This window comes from Bradyrhizobium hereditatis (genome assembly GCF_020329435.1).
Classification (GTDB): Bacteria; Pseudomonadota; Alphaproteobacteria; order Rhizobiales; family Xanthobacteraceae; genus Bradyrhizobium; species Bradyrhizobium hereditatis.
Window position 1 is genome coordinate 28,824 of the sequence record NZ_JAGKJK010000025.1, and the last position, 16,679, is coordinate 45,502.

Below are 16,679 nucleotides of genomic sequence, written 5' to 3' on the forward strand. Positions count from 1 at the left end.
ACCCAAAAGTGAGAACGCCGCCGTAAGCGGCTTCCAACACCGGAAGGGGAGACGCGATGCCAAATCTCAATATCAATGGACGGAATATGTCCGTCGAGGCGGCTGGCGATACGCCGCTGCTCTGGGTGATCCGCGAGCAATTGCAGATGACGGGTACGAAGTTCGGCTGCGGCGCAGGTCTCTGCGGCGCCTGCACGGTTCACGTCAACGGCGAAGCCGTCCGTTCCTGCCAGACCATGGTCAGCGACGCCGTCGGGAAAAAGATCACCACCATCGAAGGGCTTTCCGCCAAGGGCGATCATCCGCTGCAGAAGGCGTGGATCGCCGAACAGGTGCCGCAATGCGGCTACTGCCAGTCCGGCCAGATCATGCAGGCGGCAGCCCTGCTCTCCAAGAATTCCAACCCCACCAAGGATGAAGTGATCGCGCATATGGACGGCAATCTGTGCCGTTGCATGACCTATTCGCGCATTCAGAAGGCGATCATGCGCGCCGCATCCGAAATGCGTACCGCCTCCAACGCCCGTACCGAACGGAGGGCCACATGAATAAGCACGTGAACGTCACCGAGCGCGCACCCACCGATCTCAGCCGCCGCTCGTTCCTGGTCGGCTCGGCCGCCACCGGCCTCGTGCTCGGCTATGCCGCGGTTCCTGGCATTGATGGGGCGCTTGCCGCGCCCTCCAATTTCGAACCGTCGGTCTGGTATTCGATCGCGCCCGACGGCATCGTGACCGTCACCTGCGGCAAGGCCGACATGGGCCAGCACATCGCATCCACCATGGCACAGATCGTTGCCGAAGAGCTCGGCTCGAACTGGAAGGACATGCGGGTGCAACTTGCGTCCAACGATCCGAAGTTCAACGACCCGGTGCTGGGGGCGCAGATCACGGGCGGAAGCTGGAGCACGATGATGAATTTCGATGCCATGAGCCGCGCGGGCGCCGCGGGGCGGATCGCATTGACAGAAGCAGCAAGCGGCATCATGGGCGTGCCGGCCGGCGAACTGGTGGTGCGTAGCTCCACTGTATTGCATCCGAAGTCGAAGAAGTCGATGAGCTTTGCCGAGATCGTCAAGAGCGGCAAGATCACCAAGGCCTTCACGCCGGATGAGCTCAAGGCGATCAAGCTGAAGACGCCCGATCAGTACACCATGATCGGCGTGTCGGTGCCGCAGCTCGACATTCCCCCGAAGGTCAACGGCACGGCCAAATATGGCATCGATGTCATGCTGCCGGGCATGGTCTACGGCAAGATCGTCACTCCGCCGATACGCTATGGCGCGACCGTGAAGTTGGTCGACGATTCCGCTGCAAAGAAGGTGCCGGGCTTCATCAAGGCGGTGACGCTCGACGACAAGACCGGCAGCACGACCGGCTGGGTGGTGGCGGTGGCCAATACCTATGCCAACGCCCGCAAGGCGGCGGACGCGCTGAAGATCACTTATGACAATGGGCCGAACGCCCAGCTGACGAGCCAGTCTTTGCTCGACGAAGCCAAGCGGCTGCAGGCGCTCGACGATTCCGGGCAGTTCTTCGTCAAGGACGGCGATACGGCGGCGGCCTTCGGGACCGCGGCCAAGGTGCTGGAGTCCGAATACACCACCAGCATCAACATCCACGCGCCGCTCGAGCCAATGAACGCGACCGCCGAGTTCAAGGGCGACATCCTGCACATCTATTCCGGCAACCAGTTTGCGACGCGCACCGGGGCGATCGCGGCCGCAGCGGCCGGGATCGATCCGAAGTTCGTCGTGATGCACCAGATGTGGCTCGGCGGCGGCTTCGGCCGGCGGCTCGATGCCGACATGATGGTGCCGGCGGTGCAGGCGGCGAAGGCTGTCGGCAAGCCGGTCAAGGTCATCTACTCGCGCGAAAACGATATGACCATGGACTATTCGCGCCCGCTGACCTACCAGAAGGTGAAAGCCGGGTTGGACGCTGACGGCAAGCTGATCGCGCTCAATCACGATGTGGTCTCGGCCTGGCCGACTGCGCGCTGGGGAATCCCGGATTTCCTGACGCCATCGGTCGACAAGAAGGGGCCGCTCGACTCGTTCACCGTGAATGGCGCGGACTTCTTCTATTCCGTGCCCAATCACAATGTCCGCGCGATCAAGAACGAGCTGGCGCACACCGCGACGCCGTCAGGTCAGCTGCGCTCGGTGGCGCCGGGCTGGACCTTCTGGGCAGTCGAAAGCATGATCGACGAACTCGCCCATGCAGCCGGACAAGACCCCGCCCAGTATCGCATTGCGCTACTGGACGGCAAAGGCAAGAACGACGGTGGCGCGCAGCGTCTGCGCAACACCCTCCTGGCGGCGATGGGTATGGCCGGATACGGCACCACCAAGCTGCCGAAGGGCGAGGGCATGGGCATCGCCTGCGTCTCGTCGCAGGAGCGTAACACGGCAAGCTGGACCGCCTGCGTCGCCCATGTCGCGGTGGCGCCTTCGGGCGAGGTCAAGGTCAAGAAGCTGACGGTCGCCACCGATGTCGGCATGCAGGTGCACCCTGACAACATCCGCGCCCAGGTCGAGGGCGCGGCGCTGTGGGGCCTTTCGCTCGCCATGTATGAGAAGGCGACGCTGAAGGACGGCGGTATCGAACAGACCAATTTCGATACCTACACGCCGTTGCGGATGAGTCAGACGCCGGAAATCGCCGTCAACGTCATCGCCAACGGCGACAAGCCGACCGGCGTCGGCGAGCCGGCGGTCACTGTCGTCGCGCCGGCGATCGGCAACGCCATCTTCAACGCCTGCGGCGCGCGCATTCGCTCGCTGCCGATCACGGCGGAAGCGGTTAAGGCGAACATGAAGGCGTAAGACGAGCGCGTCTTCAGTTAATGAATAATCCGCCGGGGCTACGTCCCGGCGGATTTGTTATCTGCCACCGCTGTCATGCCCCGCGGAGGCGGGGCATCCAGTACGCCGCGGCCCTTGCCATCGTTTGGGGGCGCGGCGTACTGGATCATCCGCCTTCGCGGATGATGACAGCTATGGAGTGCGGTGCATCACAAACCAGATCGCTCAAATTTTAGCGGTTAAGGTAGTCGGCCTTTACGATACGTCTTAAGCCCCGAGGAACCCCTTATCCGCTAGCCTCGGTTGTACGTCATCACCGCTAGGGGTCTGGGGTTTCATGGCAACGGCAACCAACAAGACTTCGACCAGGCGCCGGCTGCTGCTGGCTTCGGATCGGAGCGATCACAGCAGCGAACTCGCTGACATCCTGCGCTCGGTCGGCCAGGTCGACACCATCGCGACATCTGATATTCCCGACGCACCGGAACGCGATCTCGCCGGCATCGTCGTTGACATCAACCTGCGCTCCGCCGAGAGCGTGCAGCTCGTGCGCAACAAGCTGCGCGCCGAAGCCTATCGCGAGATGCCGCGGCTGTTCGTGCTGGCCGATGCGCTCCACCACGGATCGATGCAGGCCTGGGCGCTCGGCGCCACCGACACCATCGCGCGGCCGTTCGACGCGCAGGGCATCCTGCAGCGCATTCGCGCTGCCTTTCCGGACAGCGACGGCTTTGACGAGACCGATCGCGGCAAGGCCCTCAACCGCGGCGTCGAGGCGGCGCATGCCATCATGGTCAAGATCTTCGAGAAGCTTCCGGCCGGCGTTCCCCTGAAATTCTCCGATATTGTCGAGGCCGAGAACAAGATCCTCAAGGCGATCAAGCATTCGTCGTTGCGCGAATGGTTGACGACGGTCGGCTGTCACCATACTGGCAGCTATCGTCATTGTCTCTTCGTCACCGGCTTTGCGGTCGCCTATGCGCAGCATCTTGGCATGCGCGAGGACGACCAGCGCCGTCTCGCCCGCGCGGCGCTGCTGCACGACGTCGGTAAGGCGTTCATTCCGGTGGCGATCCTGGACAAGCCGGGCCCGCTGACCCTGGAAGAAATGGAGGAGATGCGCCAGCATCCGCGCCGCGGCTATGAGGCGCTCGCCGCGCAAGGCGGCTTCCCGCCCGAAATGCTCGACGTGGTGCTGCATCACCACGAATATCTCGACGGCACCGGCTATCCCAACGGCCTCAGCGGCAAGCAGATCAGCGATATCGTGCGGCTGACCACGATCGTGGATATCTATGCTGCGCTCGTCGAAAAGCGCGCCTATCGCCTGCAGTTCACCCATGCCCGTGCCTTCGGCATGATGGAAGAAATGGGCGACAAGCTCGACCAGCATCTCTTGCACGCCTTCCGCCCGGTGGCGTTCGGGTATTATTGATCGCTGCAGTCTCCGCCGTCATTGCGAGGAGCGTTAGCGACGAAGCAATCCATGGTTCGGCTTGCGGCGCTATGGATTGCTTCGCTGCGCTCGCAATGACGGAAGACAGAGTAGCCGCTCAACGCAAGCATGTGACTTTGCTGCTCGCTAGGGATCTGAGATCATCGGCATTCGACTGATGACCAACGATCGCTGGCAGGAAATCCATGGACACGACAGCGACCTCAAGCGACCTCGACATCCCCGCCGACATTGCGGCGACACTGGTCGATCCGACCGCCTATGCCGACCATCGCATCCACGACAGCTACCGCTGGCTGCGCGCCAACAATCCGCTCGGTGTTGCCAGACCTGAAGGCTTCGACCCGTTCTGGGTCGTGACTAAACACGCGCATATCCAGGCCGTCAGCCGCCAGAACGAGCTGTTCCACAATGCTGATCGTCCGACCACGCTGACGAACCGGGCGGTGGAGGAGCGCGTCCGCAAGATCACCGGCGGCCCCAATCTGGTACGCTCGCTGGTGCAGATGGATGCGCCCGATCATCCGAAATACCGCGCGCTGACCCAGGGCTGGTTCATGCCCGCCAATCTCGGGAAATTCGAGGGCCGCGTCCGCGAGATCGCGCGGGCCACCATGCAGCGCATGCTGGAGAAGGGCGGAAGGTGCGATTTCGTCGAGGATGTCGCGCTCGGCTATCCCCTGCACGTCATCATGGAAATTCTCGGCGTACCCGAGAAGGACGAGCCGCGCATGCTGAGGCTGACGCAGGAGCTGTTCGGCCCGCAGGATCCCGATACGGCGCGGATGAAGGAAAAGCTCACGTCGGAGCAGTTCTCGGTGATGATGCAGGCTGTTGTGACTGACTTCGGCGCCTACTTCCGCGCTATCACCGAGGATCGCCGCCGCAACCCGCGCGACGATCTCGCCACTGTCATTGCGAACGCCAGGATCGGCGGCGACTACATGCCGGATCATGACGCGACCAGCTATTACATGATCGTCGCCACTGCCGGCCACGACACGACGTCATCCTCGACCGCGGGCGCGATCTGGGCGCTGGCAGAGGACCCCGCGCAATTCGCAAAAGTGAAGGCCAATCCCGATCTGATTCCGTGCCTGGTCGACGAGGCGATCCGCTGGATGACGCCGGTCAAGCATTTCATGCGTTCGGCGACGGCCGACACCGAACTCGGCGGACGCAAGATCGCCAAAGGCGACTGGCTGATGCTGTGCTACGCGTCCGGCAATCGCGACGAGGACGTGTTCGAGGAGCCATATCAGTTCCGCTGCGATCGCAAGACGAACCGCCATGTCGCGTTCGGCTACGGCGCGCATCTCTGCCTTGGGCAGTATTTGGCCAAGTTGGAAATGCGGATTCTGTTCGAGGAATTGCTGCCGCGGCTGAAATCGATCGCGCTCGACGGCGAAGTGAAGATGACGCAGGCGTATTTTGTAAACGGCCCGAAGAAGCTGCCGATCAGGTTCGAGGTGGGTTAATGGCTGCTACGGACTGAACACGCTCTATCCCAGTCATTGCGAGGAGGGAGGCGACGAAGCAATCCATCCATCCGTTATGCCGCGCAATGGATTGCTTCGCGGAGCCTGTCATCGGGCGCGCATTCGCGCGACCCGTTGGCTCGCAATGACGGCGGAGCATCACTCCAACATCTTCCTCAACTCTGCTTTCGCCACCTTCTCCAAGGTCGAGCGCGGCATGTCGTCGACGAAATGAATCTCGCGCGGCACCTTGAAGTCGGCGAGCCCGTTGCGGCAGGCCGCCATGACGGCATCATGCAGATCGGGCGGTGCGCCCTTGACGCCGGCCTGTGGAATGATGAACACGACGGGCACTTCATCCAACATCGGGTGCTTCTTCGCCACCACGGCGGCTTCGCGCACGCCGGGCACGAGCGCAATCACTTGCTCGATCTCGGACGCCGCGACGTTCTCGCCGCCAACCTTGAGCATGTCCTTGGTGCGATCGCCGAAGCGGATGAAGCCGTTCTCCAGCAGCGTGACGCGGTCGCCGGTGATGAAATAGCCGTGCTCGTCAAAGCTTTCGCGGGTGGCTTTCTCGTTATGCAGGTACTCGGCAAACAGCGACAGGCCGGGAATGCCCTTGATCAGCAGGTTGCCGGTGCCGCCGACATCAGTCGGCGTGCCGTCGTCCTCGACGACACGGATCTGATATTCCGGCGCGGCACGTCCCACCGACATCGGGATGTTGGGCTGGTCGACTTCGCCCACAATGCCGTGGGTGATGGTCTCGGTCATGCCCCACCAGCCAATCACCTTGACGCCGAACGCGGCAAAGGCCGGCGGCTCGGATACCGCGGTGCCCCACAGGCGGAACTTGTGGTCCTTCGGAACCTCGTGCTCCAGCAGCGCCTTCATGCAGAATGGGATTGTCGAGGTCCAGGTGCAGTTGTGCTCGAGAGCGACATTCCAGAAGCGGCTCGCGGAAAAGCGCGGCTGGATCACGCAGGAAGCGCCGACCCACAGCGTCGCCAGCATTGAATAGGCCAGCGCATTGGTATGAAACAACGGCAGATAGGTCTGATGCACGTCGCCCGCATGCAGGTCTTCATGCGCGGCGTTGATCTTGGCGCCCCATAGCGCATTGGCATGCGTCCACAACACGGCCTTCGGACGCGACGTGGTGCCTGAAGTGTACTGCACGCTACACGGCGCGAACGGGTCGGTGGCGCGACGCGGCCGGTCGGCGCTGTCGGCAAACAATGCTTCGAAGCTGTCACCGCGCGACACGCTTTGCGCAGCAGCGCTGCCCGCATCGTGCGAGATAACGGCGATCCAGCGCAGATCCCGGCAATTGGCCGCGATCAATTCGGCATAGGCCGGCTGGGTGATGGCGGCGACCGCGCCGCAATGGCCTGCGAAATATTCCATCTCGGCTGCCGCCGAGCGGGTGTTGGTGGTGACCGCGATGGCGCCGAGCTCGACGCAGGCAAACCAGGCGAGCATGGCTTCGATGCAATTGTCGAGATGGATCAGCACATACTCGCCCGGCTTCACACCGCGCTTGGCGAGGCCCGCGGAAAGCTGCCCGACGCGCTGGTGAAATTCGCCGTAGGACCAGCTGCGCGCCGGACCCTCGAACGGCGCCCAGATCAGGAACGGATGGTTGCGGCGGCTGTCGGCGCGCATGCGCAGCAGCCACGGCACGTCAAGCCCTGCGAATGGTCCGACAATGCCCGGCGCTGCCTGTGAAATTGACATGGACTTCCTCCCGTGCCGCGTTGTGGCGGCTTCTGGTTTCTTGCTTGGGAGTAGTTCTGCCACCGGATGGCGCGATGGGCAAATCAGGATTTGGCGGGACTCCATCCGCGTCATTGCCGAGGAGCGCAGCGACGAAGCATTCCATCCATCCGTTATGCCGTGCGATGGATTGCTTCGCTTCGCTCGCAATGACGGGGAGGGGCCGGTGCCTTAGTCTCCATTCCCTTCATACGACGAAATCTCGATCAGGCTTCCATCCGGATCCCGGCAATAGACCGAGCGCAGCGTGCCGCGGGCGCCTTGCTTCTCGACCGGGCCTTCCTCGATCTTGACGCCATTGGCATTCAGGTGCGCCACCACTTCGTCCGGCGTGCTTGACGTCAAAAAGCAAAGATCGTCGCTGCCGGCGGTCTCGTGATCGGCGGTGAACCACTCGACCTTGTCGGCGTCGCGCGGCCGCACGTTGATCTTCTGGTTGCCGAACACCAGCGAGGTCCGCGGCGTCTTGCCTGGACCGGGATCGAACACCTTGACCTCCATGCCAAGGATCCTCCGATACCATTCAGTGGAACGCGCCACGTCGGACACATTGATCACGAGATGATCGAGTGCGTTAACCCTGACAGCCATGTCTTATCCTTTCGTCGCGGTCCGCAGCGCCTGTGTCGCACTGGCCGCACCGGGGTTTGTTTGTTACAACGCGGCCCGCGTGCGGTTCAATAGAACCGCGCCTCAATAGAAACGGACCGGGCTCTGAACCCCGGCCTCCAAGGAGAATGCTTTATGATTTCACGTCGCACCGCGATTTGTCTGGCCGTGATCGGCCTTTCCACGGCCGCTTCGATCGGCAGCGTTTCGGCGGCTGATTATCCGACCCGGCCGGTGAAATGGGTCGTCGGATATCCCCCGGGCGGCGCCACCGACATCATTGCGCGCCTGATCGGCCAGCGGCTTTCCGAGCGGCTCGGCCAGCAATTCGTAATCGAGAACAAGCCTGGCGCCGGCAACAATATCGCGACTGAATCCGTCATCAATGCGGAACCGGATGGCTATACCCTGCTGCTGGTCAATCCCGCGAACTACATCAACGCCACGCTCTACGCCAATTTGAAGTTCAATGTCGTTCGTGACATTGCGCCGATTGCCGCATTCAACCGCGTGCCGAACGTGATGACGGTCAACAAGGACGTTCCGGCCAAGACGGTCGCCGAGTTCATCGCCTATGTGAAAGCCAATCCCGGCAAGGTGAACCTGGCCTCATCGGGCAACGGCACCTCCGTGCATTTGTCCGGCGAAATGTTCATGGCGATGACGGGGCTCAAGATGCAGCACGTGCCCTATCGCGGCGCCGCGCCCGCGATCACCGATCTGCTCGGCGGGCAGGTCCAGCTAATCTTCGACAACATGCCTTCCATCCTCCAGCATGTTCGCGCCGGTTCGGTGCGAGCGCTGGCGGTGACCAGCACAGCGAAGTCGCCGCTGCTGCCCGATGTACCGGTCCTCGCCGATACCGTTCCAGGGTACGAGGCGAGCGCGCTGTTCGGCGTCGGTGCGCCGAAGAATACGCCGAAGGAAGTCATCGCCAAGCTGAACAAGGAGATCAACGAGATCCTCGCCGAGCCCGCGATCAAGGCCAGGCTAACCGATCTCGGCGGCGAACCACTGATTGGCCCGCCGGAAGCGTTTGGCAAGATGATTGTGGCCGAGACCGAGAAGTGGAAGAAGGTCATCGAGGAAGCCAAGGTAGAGAAGGTGCAGTGATCTAGATCACGGAACAACACAGGAGCCGCGGTGTTCAATGGCAAAGGCGACGCGGCTTTTGCGTCACGTGAAGGAGATCAATGATGCGCAATGCGATGTTTGCACTATTAGCACTGTCGGCAGCGACAGTTGCCACCGCCGCCGGCAGCTCGCCGGCGGCAGCCTATGATTATCCCTACTGCCTGCAGGGCCGCGGCATCGGCGTTCCCGGTGACTGCTCCTATGCGACCTATGGCCAGTGCATGGCGTCGGCGTCCGGACGGGCGTTGTACTGCGGCGTCAATCCGCGCTTCGCCTATGGGGAGCAGCGGCGGATGCGCATTTATCGGGATTATTGACCGCGTCTCGCAAATTCGTCACAGGTGGCCGGACTGACGTGCAAAAGACCTTCGCGCGGAATGATCCGGCCATCGGGCCTTTGTCAGAACTCTCAAACACGTGATGCAAACGCCGGCTTGACGGCGTTCTTTTTGCGTCTATACTAAACCATATGGTTAAGTATCAGGAAGACACTCTCGATCGTACCTTTGCCGCGCTTTCCGATCCGACCAGGCGCGCGCTCCTGGCGCGGCTTGGGAATCGTGAAAGCCTGTCGGTCAGCGAACTGGCGCAACCGTTTTCGATGTCGCTGCCGGCGATCATGAAGCACCTCGATGTGTTGTCGGACGCCGGCCTGATCGCGCGCGAAAAAACCGGCCGCACGGTGGCGTGCCGGTTGACCGCCCAGCCGATGGAGGAGGCGATGGAGTGGCTCAATCGCTACCGGCGCTTCTGGTCCGAAAGTTTTGACCGCCTTGCCGCCCTTCTGGAGGAAGAATCATGGCCCAAACCGCAGCCGCCCAGCCCCTCGCCGAGCGTCCCAGCCTCACCCTCACGCGCCGCTTCCGCGCGCGGCCGGAAAAAGTCTGGGCCGCGTGGACCGACCCGGAAAAGCTGATCGCCTGGTTCGGCACGCCGAAAGCCAAGCCCGGCTCGCTCTGCGCCGATCTCGACGTGCGTATCGGCGGCCGCTACCGTGTCAGCTTTGATGACGAATCCGGCGAGCACTACGAGGTCGGCGGCGTCTATCGCGAAGTGGTGCCAAACGAGCGGCTGGTGTTCAGCTGGGCCTGGCATTCGACGCCCGAGCGCGAGTCGCTGGTGACGGTGTCGATCAAGCCCGACGGCGCAGGCGCGCTGATGATCTTCACCCACGAACAGTTCTTCGACGAGGCCGCGCGCGACAATCACGCGAAGGGCTGGAACGAGCTGTTCGCGCAACTCGAAAAGCTCCTCGCTTAAGCTGCGGGAGGAAGCCATGCAGCCGCACGACATCGTCTCCCGTGAGGAATGGATAAAAGCCCGCAAGGCCCACATGGCGCACGAGAAGGAATTCACGCGCGCCCGCGATCGCCTCGCCGAGCAGCGCCGCGCGCTGCCTTGGGTGAAGGTCGACAAGAACTATGTGTTCGACGGCACCGGCGGCAAGGTGTCGCTTGGCGAGCTGTTCAAGGGACGCAGCCAGCTCGTGGTGCAGCATCTGATGTTCGCCCCCGACTGGAACGAAGCCTGCAAGAGCTGCTCGTTCTGGGCCGACGGGTTCGAGCGTATGATCCCGCACCTTGCCGCACGCGATACCACGATGGTCGGAATCTCGCGCGCGCCGCTACAGAAGCTTGATACATTCAAGCGGCGGATGGGCTGGACCTTCGACTGGCTGTCGTCCGGCGGCAACGATTTCAACTACGATTTCGGCGTTTCATTCACACCGGAGCAGATCGAGGCGGGCGGTCACTATAATTTCGGCACCACAGCCTTCGGGGGCGAGGAGGCGCCGGGGATCAGCGTGTTCTATCGCGATGAGGCCGGGAACATCTTCCACACCTATTCCTGCTACGCCCGCGGCCTCGACATGATGAACGCCGCCTACCATTATCTCGACCTCACCCCGCTCGGCCGTCATGAGGAAGGCCTGCCCTATCCGATGGACTGGGTGCGGCTACGTGACCAATACCAGTCCACGCCAGTTCAGGCATCTTGTTGTCATAGCTGAATCAGTTACCGTCATTCCGGGGCGATGCAAAGCATCGAACTATGGTGCGCAATTGCGCACCTGAGAATCTCGAGATTCCGGGTCTGGTCCTTCGGGCCATCCCGGAATGACTGAAAGCGTTCGCGCGACGCTAAAGAACAAGAGGAAAACCGAATGCCCTATGTCGACGGCTTCATAGTCCCCGTACCGAAGAAAAATCTCGAAGCCTATTCCCGCCTGTCGAAGAAGGCTGGGAAGATCTGGCGCGAATACGGCGCGCTGGATTATCGTGAATGGGTTGCCGAGGACGTCAAGGTCGGCAAGTTCACCTCGTTCCCGCGCAGCGTCAAGCTGAAGCCGGGCGAGACTGTCGTGTTCGCCTGGATCACTTACAGGTCGCGCGCCCAGCGCGACAAGATCAACGCCAAAGTGATGGCGGACCCGCGGCTCGGAGAGATGATGGATCCGAAATCGAAGCCGCCGTTCGACGGCAAGCGAATGATCTATGGCGGTTTCGAGAGTCTCGTGAAAGTCTAGCGCAAGGGCGCTCTATCGGCCGTACGCCGCGCGATGGAATTGCCGGCGTCGGCCGTCGATTCTCGTCAGCGCCACATTGCAGCATCGCCAGAGCGGTTGCATCCAAGCCGAAGCCCGACGCCGCGGGTTGACAGCGGCCGCGCCGCCGTCAGACTGATCCGCCATGCGCATCACCCTGATCCACGCCCTGAAACATTCGATTGTGCCGATCGAAGCTTCGTTCGCGAGGCTTTGGCCGGAGGCGCGCCTGATGAATCTGCTCGACGACAGCCTCTCGTCTGATCTGGCGCGCGACGGCGGGCTCACCGAGGCGATGACCGAGCGTTTCCTGCAGCTCGGGCGCTACGCGGCCGGCACCGGGTCGGATGCGATCCTGTTCACCTGTTCGGCGTTCGGTCCCTGCATCGAGGCGGTCGCACGCGCACACGCCCCGATGCCGGTGCTCAAGCCGAACGAGGCGATGATCGAGCAGGCGGTCGCGCGCGGTAAGAAGATTGGATTGCTGTCGACGTTTCCGCCGACGCTGGTCTCGATGCCGCCGGAGTTTCCGCCGCAGGTCGAGCTGGTGCCGAAATTGGCGGAAGGCGCAATGGCCGCGCTTGATCGCGACGACCGCGCCACCCACGACAGGCTGGTGGTGGAAGCATCAAAGGACTTGCGCGACTGCGACCTGATTGCGCTCGCCCAGTATAGCCTGGCACCGGCCGCCGATGCTGTCAGCGAGGCGACCGGGCGGCCGGTTCTCACCACGCCCGACAGCGCGGTGCAGAAGCTGAAGAAGATGCTGGGCGTCGAAGACGGCTAGGCTTCCTTCGTCTTGGCCGGCTTCTTCGAAGTCCTTTTCGCCGCCGCTGCGGCTGCTTCCTCGGCCGCGTTCCTGATGGCCCGGGCGTAGCTATCGGCGGTGTTCTCCGCCGAATTCTGCAGCCGCCTGGCGGCGGCCGTGCCGAGCTCCATCGTGCTCCTGGCGATCAGCCGGAAGCGGTCGCGTGTTTCCTTGTCCTTTGCCTTGGCGGCACGGGCCATGATCTGGTCGCGCCGCTTCTTCACGGCGGCGATCAGGTTCTTGTTCTGCGCTTTTGCAATTTGCCGGATGACGATGTCGAGATCGGCTTCAGCCATTATAGGTCACTCTTACCGCACCATGCGATTCCGTTGGGTGCGGGGATCATTGGCGCGTCGCGTTTGAAAGATGGATGCCATTGTGTCGCCGCGACGTCGTCATTTCAAGCGCCGATTCTCGCGGTCGGACATTGCGGGCCGTCAGCGCAACCCGATAACAGTCGATTAACGTTGTATTGGTACGAATTCTCAACCAACAGGAAGAGAAAGCGGCATGCGTAACCTCAGCGTCTATCAGCGTTTTGCGATGATCATTGCCGCGCTGACGATTGTGCTAGTTGCGGTCTCCGCCCTGCAGATCCTGGTGTTGCGCGATACGGTGCTGGAGGAGCGGCGGACCACGGTTCGCAATCTGGTTGAGGCCTCGATCAAGATCCTTGCCCATTATGAAGGTGAGGCCAAGGCCGGCCGGATCAGTGCGGACCAAGCGCGTCAGATGGCCTTTGCGTCGATCAGCGCCATGCGCTGGGGCGAGTATTCCGACTATGTCGGCGTCTACGGCACAGGAAGCTCAGATGCCGGCGTCACCTATGTGCATGCCAATCCCAAATACATCAACGTCAACCGCTGGGAGTTCAAGGACAAGAGCGGCAAGCTCTTGATCCAGGACATCGTCCGGACCGCGCGCGCCGGCGGCGGCTTTGTCGAATATCTGTCACCCCGATCGGCCGGCGGTGCCGAACTGCGCAAGGTTTCCTACGTCGGCGCCTTTGGCTCGGGCGATAAGTTGCTCGCGCTCCAGGCGGGCGCCTATGTCGACGATATCGACGCTGTGGTCTTCCGCCGGATGATGTGGGCTGGGATCGCGGGTATCGCTGGCCTCGCCGTCGCGGCATTCGTTGCGTTCTGGCTTGGCCGCGGCCTGGTCGTGCCGCTCAACAAGACCTGTTCGGCGATGGATGAACTGGCCAAGGGCAACCTTGCGGCCGAGATTCCGTTCGTCGACCGGAGCAACGAAATCGGCCGGATCGCGCGCAGCCTGCAGGTCTTCAGGGATCATCTGGTTGAGAGCACGCAGCTCCGTAGCGAGCAGGAGGCAATCAAGGCGCGCTCCGCCGAGGAGCGGCAGGCAGTTCTGTCTCGCATCGCCGACGATTTCGAGCGCAGCATCGGTGGGGTGATCCGGGGCACCGCCACCGCCGCTGACGAGCTGCAGAATTCTGCCTCCTCGATGTCCAAGGTCGCGGTCGGCACCACCGATCAGAGCGCCAGGGTCGCGGCGGCCGCCGAGACGACAGCGTCGAACGTCCAGACCGTCGCGGCCTCGGCGGAGGAGCTGTCGTCCTCGATCCAGGAGATCGCGCGCCAGGTTACCCAGTCTTCGTCGATTGCACAGAACGCGGTCGGACAGGCGAACCGGACCGAGGCTATGGTCGGCCGCCTGGTCGAAGCCTCGCAAAAGATCGGCGAGGTCATGGCGCTGATCCAGACCATCGCGGGACAAACGAATTTGCTGGCCTTGAATGCGACCATCGAGGCCGCGCGCGCGGGGGAGGCCGGGCGAGGCTTCGCAGTCGTCGCCAACGAGGTCAAGGCGCTGTCGTCGCAGACCGCGAAGGCGACCGACGAGATCACCAGCCAGATCCAGGAAATCCGCGATGCGACCGGCTCGACCGTCGAGGCGATCCGCGAAATCGGCACCACGATCGGGCAGATGAACGAGATAACCGGCTCGATCGCCGCGGCGGTCGAGGAGCAGGGCGCGGCGACGAGGGAGATTGCCCGCAGCGTTCAGCAGGCGGCGCAGGGCGCGCAGGAAGTGATGCAGAACATCGCGGGCGTACGCGAAGCTTCGAGCCAAGTCGACGCTTCCGCAACCCTCGTCCTGAATGCCGCAGCCCAGCTCACCTCGCAGTCCGAGCAGCTCGAGACCGAGACCGGCAAATTCCTCAGCAACATCCGCGTGGCCTGACGGTCCGGCGCAAGTATGCCTAAAATCCTGCTTATTGACGCCGGCTCAACGATCCGACTTTATCAGCGCATCGGAGGATAGCTAATCTAACCTGCGCGCACCTTCGACGACTATTCCTGTTCGATGTCCTCGAGCCTTATGCCACGTCCGGCGCTCAAGCTGCTGCGCGCCTGTTCGATGCGGCGCAGGAAGCGTGGGTCGTGTTCGAGACGGTATTCGAACCAGTCCTCTTCCGACTCGAATCCGATCAGTACGCCCGCCGGTTTACCATGACGGGTTATGACGATTTCCTGAGTCTCCGCCTCACGAAGAAACCGGGACAGGTCGTCCTTCACTTCGGACAAAGGGACTTCCTTCATTCCGGATTTCCGAACTGTGCGAGCCATGACTCGGCCTCCGATTTGGCTACGATCGCCAAAACTTCGACGATCGTGCCGGAAACATCATAAAACACCCGCACGTCGTCTACACGCAGCCGATATTGCGGGTGGCGTAATCCTCGCAGCCATTTAATCCGGCTGCGGCTCACTTTTCCGGGCTCATGCCGCAGATGCGTCTCGATCGCGGCCCGCACCGTAGCTCGAACATTTGCCGTCAGCCTCTTGAGGTCTTCGACAGCTTCCGGCGCGACTACAATGACGAACGGCATTCTGGCCAAATTATAGCCAGAATAGCCCCCCAGGTCAAACGGTGAGAACGCCGAACCTTAATTCAGCCGCGCGCCGATCCCGGTGAGGATCCTGTAATCCGGCTTGGATTGAACGCCGTTGTGCTGGTTGATAACGGGCACGCCGAACGACACGAAGCCTGAGAAACGATCGACGCCGATGCGGACGCCAGGTGAAAGATAGACCGTGGTGCCCCCGGAATTGGGATCGGCAATGCCGGCGATGCGCTGCTTGTCGTGCCACTCGCCATTGAGCTCGAGCACGAGGTCGAGCGTGTAGGGCGTCTTCTTCATGTCGCTATGGTCGTGATTGGCGTGATAGAGGCAATGCTCTTGCAGCTGGTTGCGCGGCTGCATGCAGTATTCGTGCAGCTCCACCTCTTTCGCTGAGCCGACAGGGCCGACCAGGCGATAGGACACCGCGGTGCCGAACAGGAAGCGGTCGCCGAGATTGGTGTTCTGTGTGCCCGTGCTGATCAGATAGTAAAGACCGCTCACGTCGAAGGACCAGCGTCCCGTGCGCTTGGTGAAGGCGGCGCCGATCAGTCCGTCCCAAGAGCCCGAGCCCGGCTGAAACTCGGCCTGGAAGAGCTGGCCGAAGGCGTCGCGCTGGCTGGTGCTGCCGGTCGGCGCCTTGAAGCCGAACAGCACGGCGGCCGACGTTCCGGTCTGTGCGTTGTTGTGGAAGCGATATTGCCCGAGCATGGTCACGTCGCCGAAGCCTGCCGAGTTGCCGCGGCGGTTGATGCCGTCCGGGCTCATCAGGCTGTTCATGTCGCTTGAATTCATCATGCCCATATGGCCGCCGCTCAGCATGTCCTCGGCGGGTTCGCTGATACCCGTGCGACGCACGCCGGCCGCGCGAACCGCAACCGTCAGGTCGTTGGTGATGCCGTAGGCGACCGAAAGCGAAACGCTGTCGAGCGAGCGAAGCGAATGTGCGTGCGTGCCGCGGCTCGCTGCGGCGAGCAGATCGGCGTCGCTGAGCTGACCCAACCGGATGAATTCGTAGCGGATCGATGCGGCGATCAGTCCTTCGGAGAGCGTGTCGGCGGAGATGGTGTTGATAGGGCCGCCGCTACCGGTATTGCCGCCGCCGCCAGGATGATGCGCTTCTGCAGGAGCTGCAAGAAAAAGCATAACGGATAAAAAGATGCCGGCCACCGGCCTTACACGATACGCGCACACA

18 protein-coding genes are annotated in these 16,679 nt (G+C 62.3%); 12 read left to right on the plus strand and 6 right to left on the minus strand.

The features are described 5' to 3' along the window. Positions 1-56: 56 nt before the first annotated feature. The 4 genes from J6524_RS34380 to J6524_RS34395 all read left to right on the plus strand — a co-directional run bounded on the left by J6524_RS34380 (position 57) and on the right by J6524_RS34395 (position 5,740). Positions 57-548 carry a (2Fe-2S)-binding protein gene (locus tag J6524_RS34380; protein WP_225678343.1) on the plus strand — a complete coding sequence of 164 codons (492 nt, stop codon included), beginning with the start codon at positions 57-59 and terminating at the stop codon, positions 546-548. Further along, complete coding sequence (locus J6524_RS34385; protein WP_249789763.1) at positions 545-2,827, plus strand: xanthine dehydrogenase family protein molybdopterin-binding subunit; 2,283 nt, start codon at positions 545-547, stop codon at positions 2,825-2,827. Before J6524_RS34380 ends, J6524_RS34385 begins: the two co-directional genes overlap by 4 nt. Before the next feature lie 316 nt (positions 2,828-3,143). Continuing rightward, positions 3,144-4,241, plus strand: coding sequence for an HD-GYP domain-containing protein (locus J6524_RS34390; protein ID WP_225678345.1), 1,098 nt, complete (start codon positions 3,144-3,146; stop codon positions 4,239-4,241). 206 nt (positions 4,242-4,447) lie between these two features. Then, on the plus strand, positions 4,448-5,740 hold the full coding sequence (locus J6524_RS34395) for a cytochrome P450 (protein ID WP_225678346.1): 1,293 nt from the start codon (positions 4,448-4,450) through the stop codon (positions 5,738-5,740). A 159-nt stretch (positions 5,741-5,899) separates the two neighbouring features. Here J6524_RS34395 and J6524_RS34400 read toward each other — a convergent pair whose 3' ends face one another. Together J6524_RS34400 and J6524_RS34405 are read right to left on the minus strand one after the other, a co-directional pair. Next, entirely contained in the window at positions 5,900-7,480 is a 1,581-nt protein-coding gene (locus J6524_RS34400) for an AMP-binding protein (protein ID WP_225678347.1), read from the minus strand. A 210-nt stretch (positions 7,481-7,690) separates the two neighbouring features. Beyond that, positions 7,691-8,110, minus strand: coding sequence for a VOC family protein (locus J6524_RS34405; RefSeq protein ID WP_225678348.1), 420 nt, complete (start codon positions 8,108-8,110; stop codon positions 7,691-7,693). A 153-nt stretch (positions 8,111-8,263) separates the two neighbouring features. Here J6524_RS34405 and J6524_RS34410 point away from each other — a divergent pair, with 153 nt between their 5' ends. The 7 genes from J6524_RS34410 to J6524_RS34440 all read left to right on the plus strand — a co-directional run bounded on the left by J6524_RS34410 (position 8,264) and on the right by J6524_RS34440 (position 12,594). Further along, the gene (locus tag J6524_RS34410; RefSeq protein ID WP_225678349.1) at positions 8,264-9,241 is read left to right on the plus strand and encodes a Bug family tripartite tricarboxylate transporter substrate binding protein; all 978 of its coding nucleotides are present in this window, start codon (positions 8,264-8,266) and stop codon (positions 9,239-9,241) included. Between the two features lie 83 nt (positions 9,242-9,324). Next, the gene (locus J6524_RS34415) at positions 9,325-9,579 is read left to right on the plus strand and encodes a DUF3551 domain-containing protein (protein WP_376712115.1); all 255 of its coding nucleotides are present in this window, start codon (positions 9,325-9,327) and stop codon (positions 9,577-9,579) included. A 152-nt stretch (positions 9,580-9,731) separates the two neighbouring features. Then, the gene (locus J6524_RS34420; protein WP_225678350.1) at positions 9,732-10,178 is read left to right on the plus strand and encodes an ArsR/SmtB family transcription factor; all 447 of its coding nucleotides are present in this window, start codon (positions 9,732-9,734) and stop codon (positions 10,176-10,178) included. Further along, positions 10,061-10,522 (plus strand): SRPBCC family protein, encoded by a 462-nt coding sequence (locus tag J6524_RS34425; protein WP_225678351.1) that lies wholly within the window; start codon positions 10,061-10,063, stop codon positions 10,520-10,522. The genes J6524_RS34420 and J6524_RS34425 overlap by 118 nt, the downstream gene beginning before the upstream one ends. A gap of 16 nt (positions 10,523-10,538) precedes the next feature. Beyond that, the gene (locus J6524_RS34430) at positions 10,539-11,273 is read left to right on the plus strand and encodes a DUF899 domain-containing protein (RefSeq protein WP_225678352.1); all 735 of its coding nucleotides are present in this window, start codon (positions 10,539-10,541) and stop codon (positions 11,271-11,273) included. A 153-nt stretch (positions 11,274-11,426) separates the two neighbouring features. Then, a complete protein-coding gene (locus tag J6524_RS34435) occupies positions 11,427-11,789 on the plus strand; it encodes a DUF1428 domain-containing protein (RefSeq protein WP_225678353.1) in 363 nt (120 codons plus the stop codon). Between the two features lie 163 nt (positions 11,790-11,952). Further along, the gene (locus J6524_RS34440) at positions 11,953-12,594 is read left to right on the plus strand and encodes an arylsulfatase (protein ID WP_225678354.1); all 642 of its coding nucleotides are present in this window, start codon (positions 11,953-11,955) and stop codon (positions 12,592-12,594) included. On the opposite strand, the gene J6524_RS34445 is transcribed toward J6524_RS34440, so the two are convergent. Then, the gene (locus J6524_RS34445; RefSeq protein WP_225678355.1) at positions 12,591-12,911 is read right to left on the minus strand and encodes a hypothetical protein; all 321 of its coding nucleotides are present in this window, start codon (positions 12,909-12,911) and stop codon (positions 12,591-12,593) included. The genes J6524_RS34440 and J6524_RS34445 overlap by 4 nt on opposite strands. A 214-nt stretch (positions 12,912-13,125) precedes the next feature. Here J6524_RS34445 and J6524_RS34450 point away from each other — a divergent pair, with 214 nt between their 5' ends. Next, a complete protein-coding gene (locus tag J6524_RS34450) occupies positions 13,126-14,823 on the plus strand; it encodes a methyl-accepting chemotaxis protein (RefSeq protein WP_225678356.1) in 1,698 nt (565 codons plus the stop codon). A gap of 110 nt (positions 14,824-14,933) precedes the next feature. Here J6524_RS34450 and J6524_RS34455 read toward each other — a convergent pair whose 3' ends face one another. The 3 genes from J6524_RS34455 to J6524_RS34465 are packed head-to-tail and all read right to left on the minus strand — an operon-like array spanning position 14,934 to position 16,630. Continuing rightward, positions 14,934-15,182, minus strand: a complete 249-nt coding sequence (locus tag J6524_RS34455; RefSeq protein ID WP_225678357.1) for a type II toxin-antitoxin system Phd/YefM family antitoxin — start codon at positions 15,180-15,182, stop codon at positions 14,934-14,936. Continuing rightward, positions 15,179-15,472: a type II toxin-antitoxin system RelE family toxin gene (locus J6524_RS34460; RefSeq protein WP_225678358.1), complete on the minus strand. Its 294-nt coding sequence runs from the start codon at positions 15,470-15,472 to the stop codon at positions 15,179-15,181. Before J6524_RS34460 ends, J6524_RS34455 begins: the two co-directional genes overlap by 4 nt. A gap of 57 nt (positions 15,473-15,529) precedes the next feature. Next, complete coding sequence (locus J6524_RS34465) at positions 15,530-16,630, minus strand: transporter (RefSeq protein ID WP_225678359.1); 1,101 nt, start codon at positions 16,628-16,630, stop codon at positions 15,530-15,532. Positions 16,631-16,679: the final 49 nt, after the last annotated feature.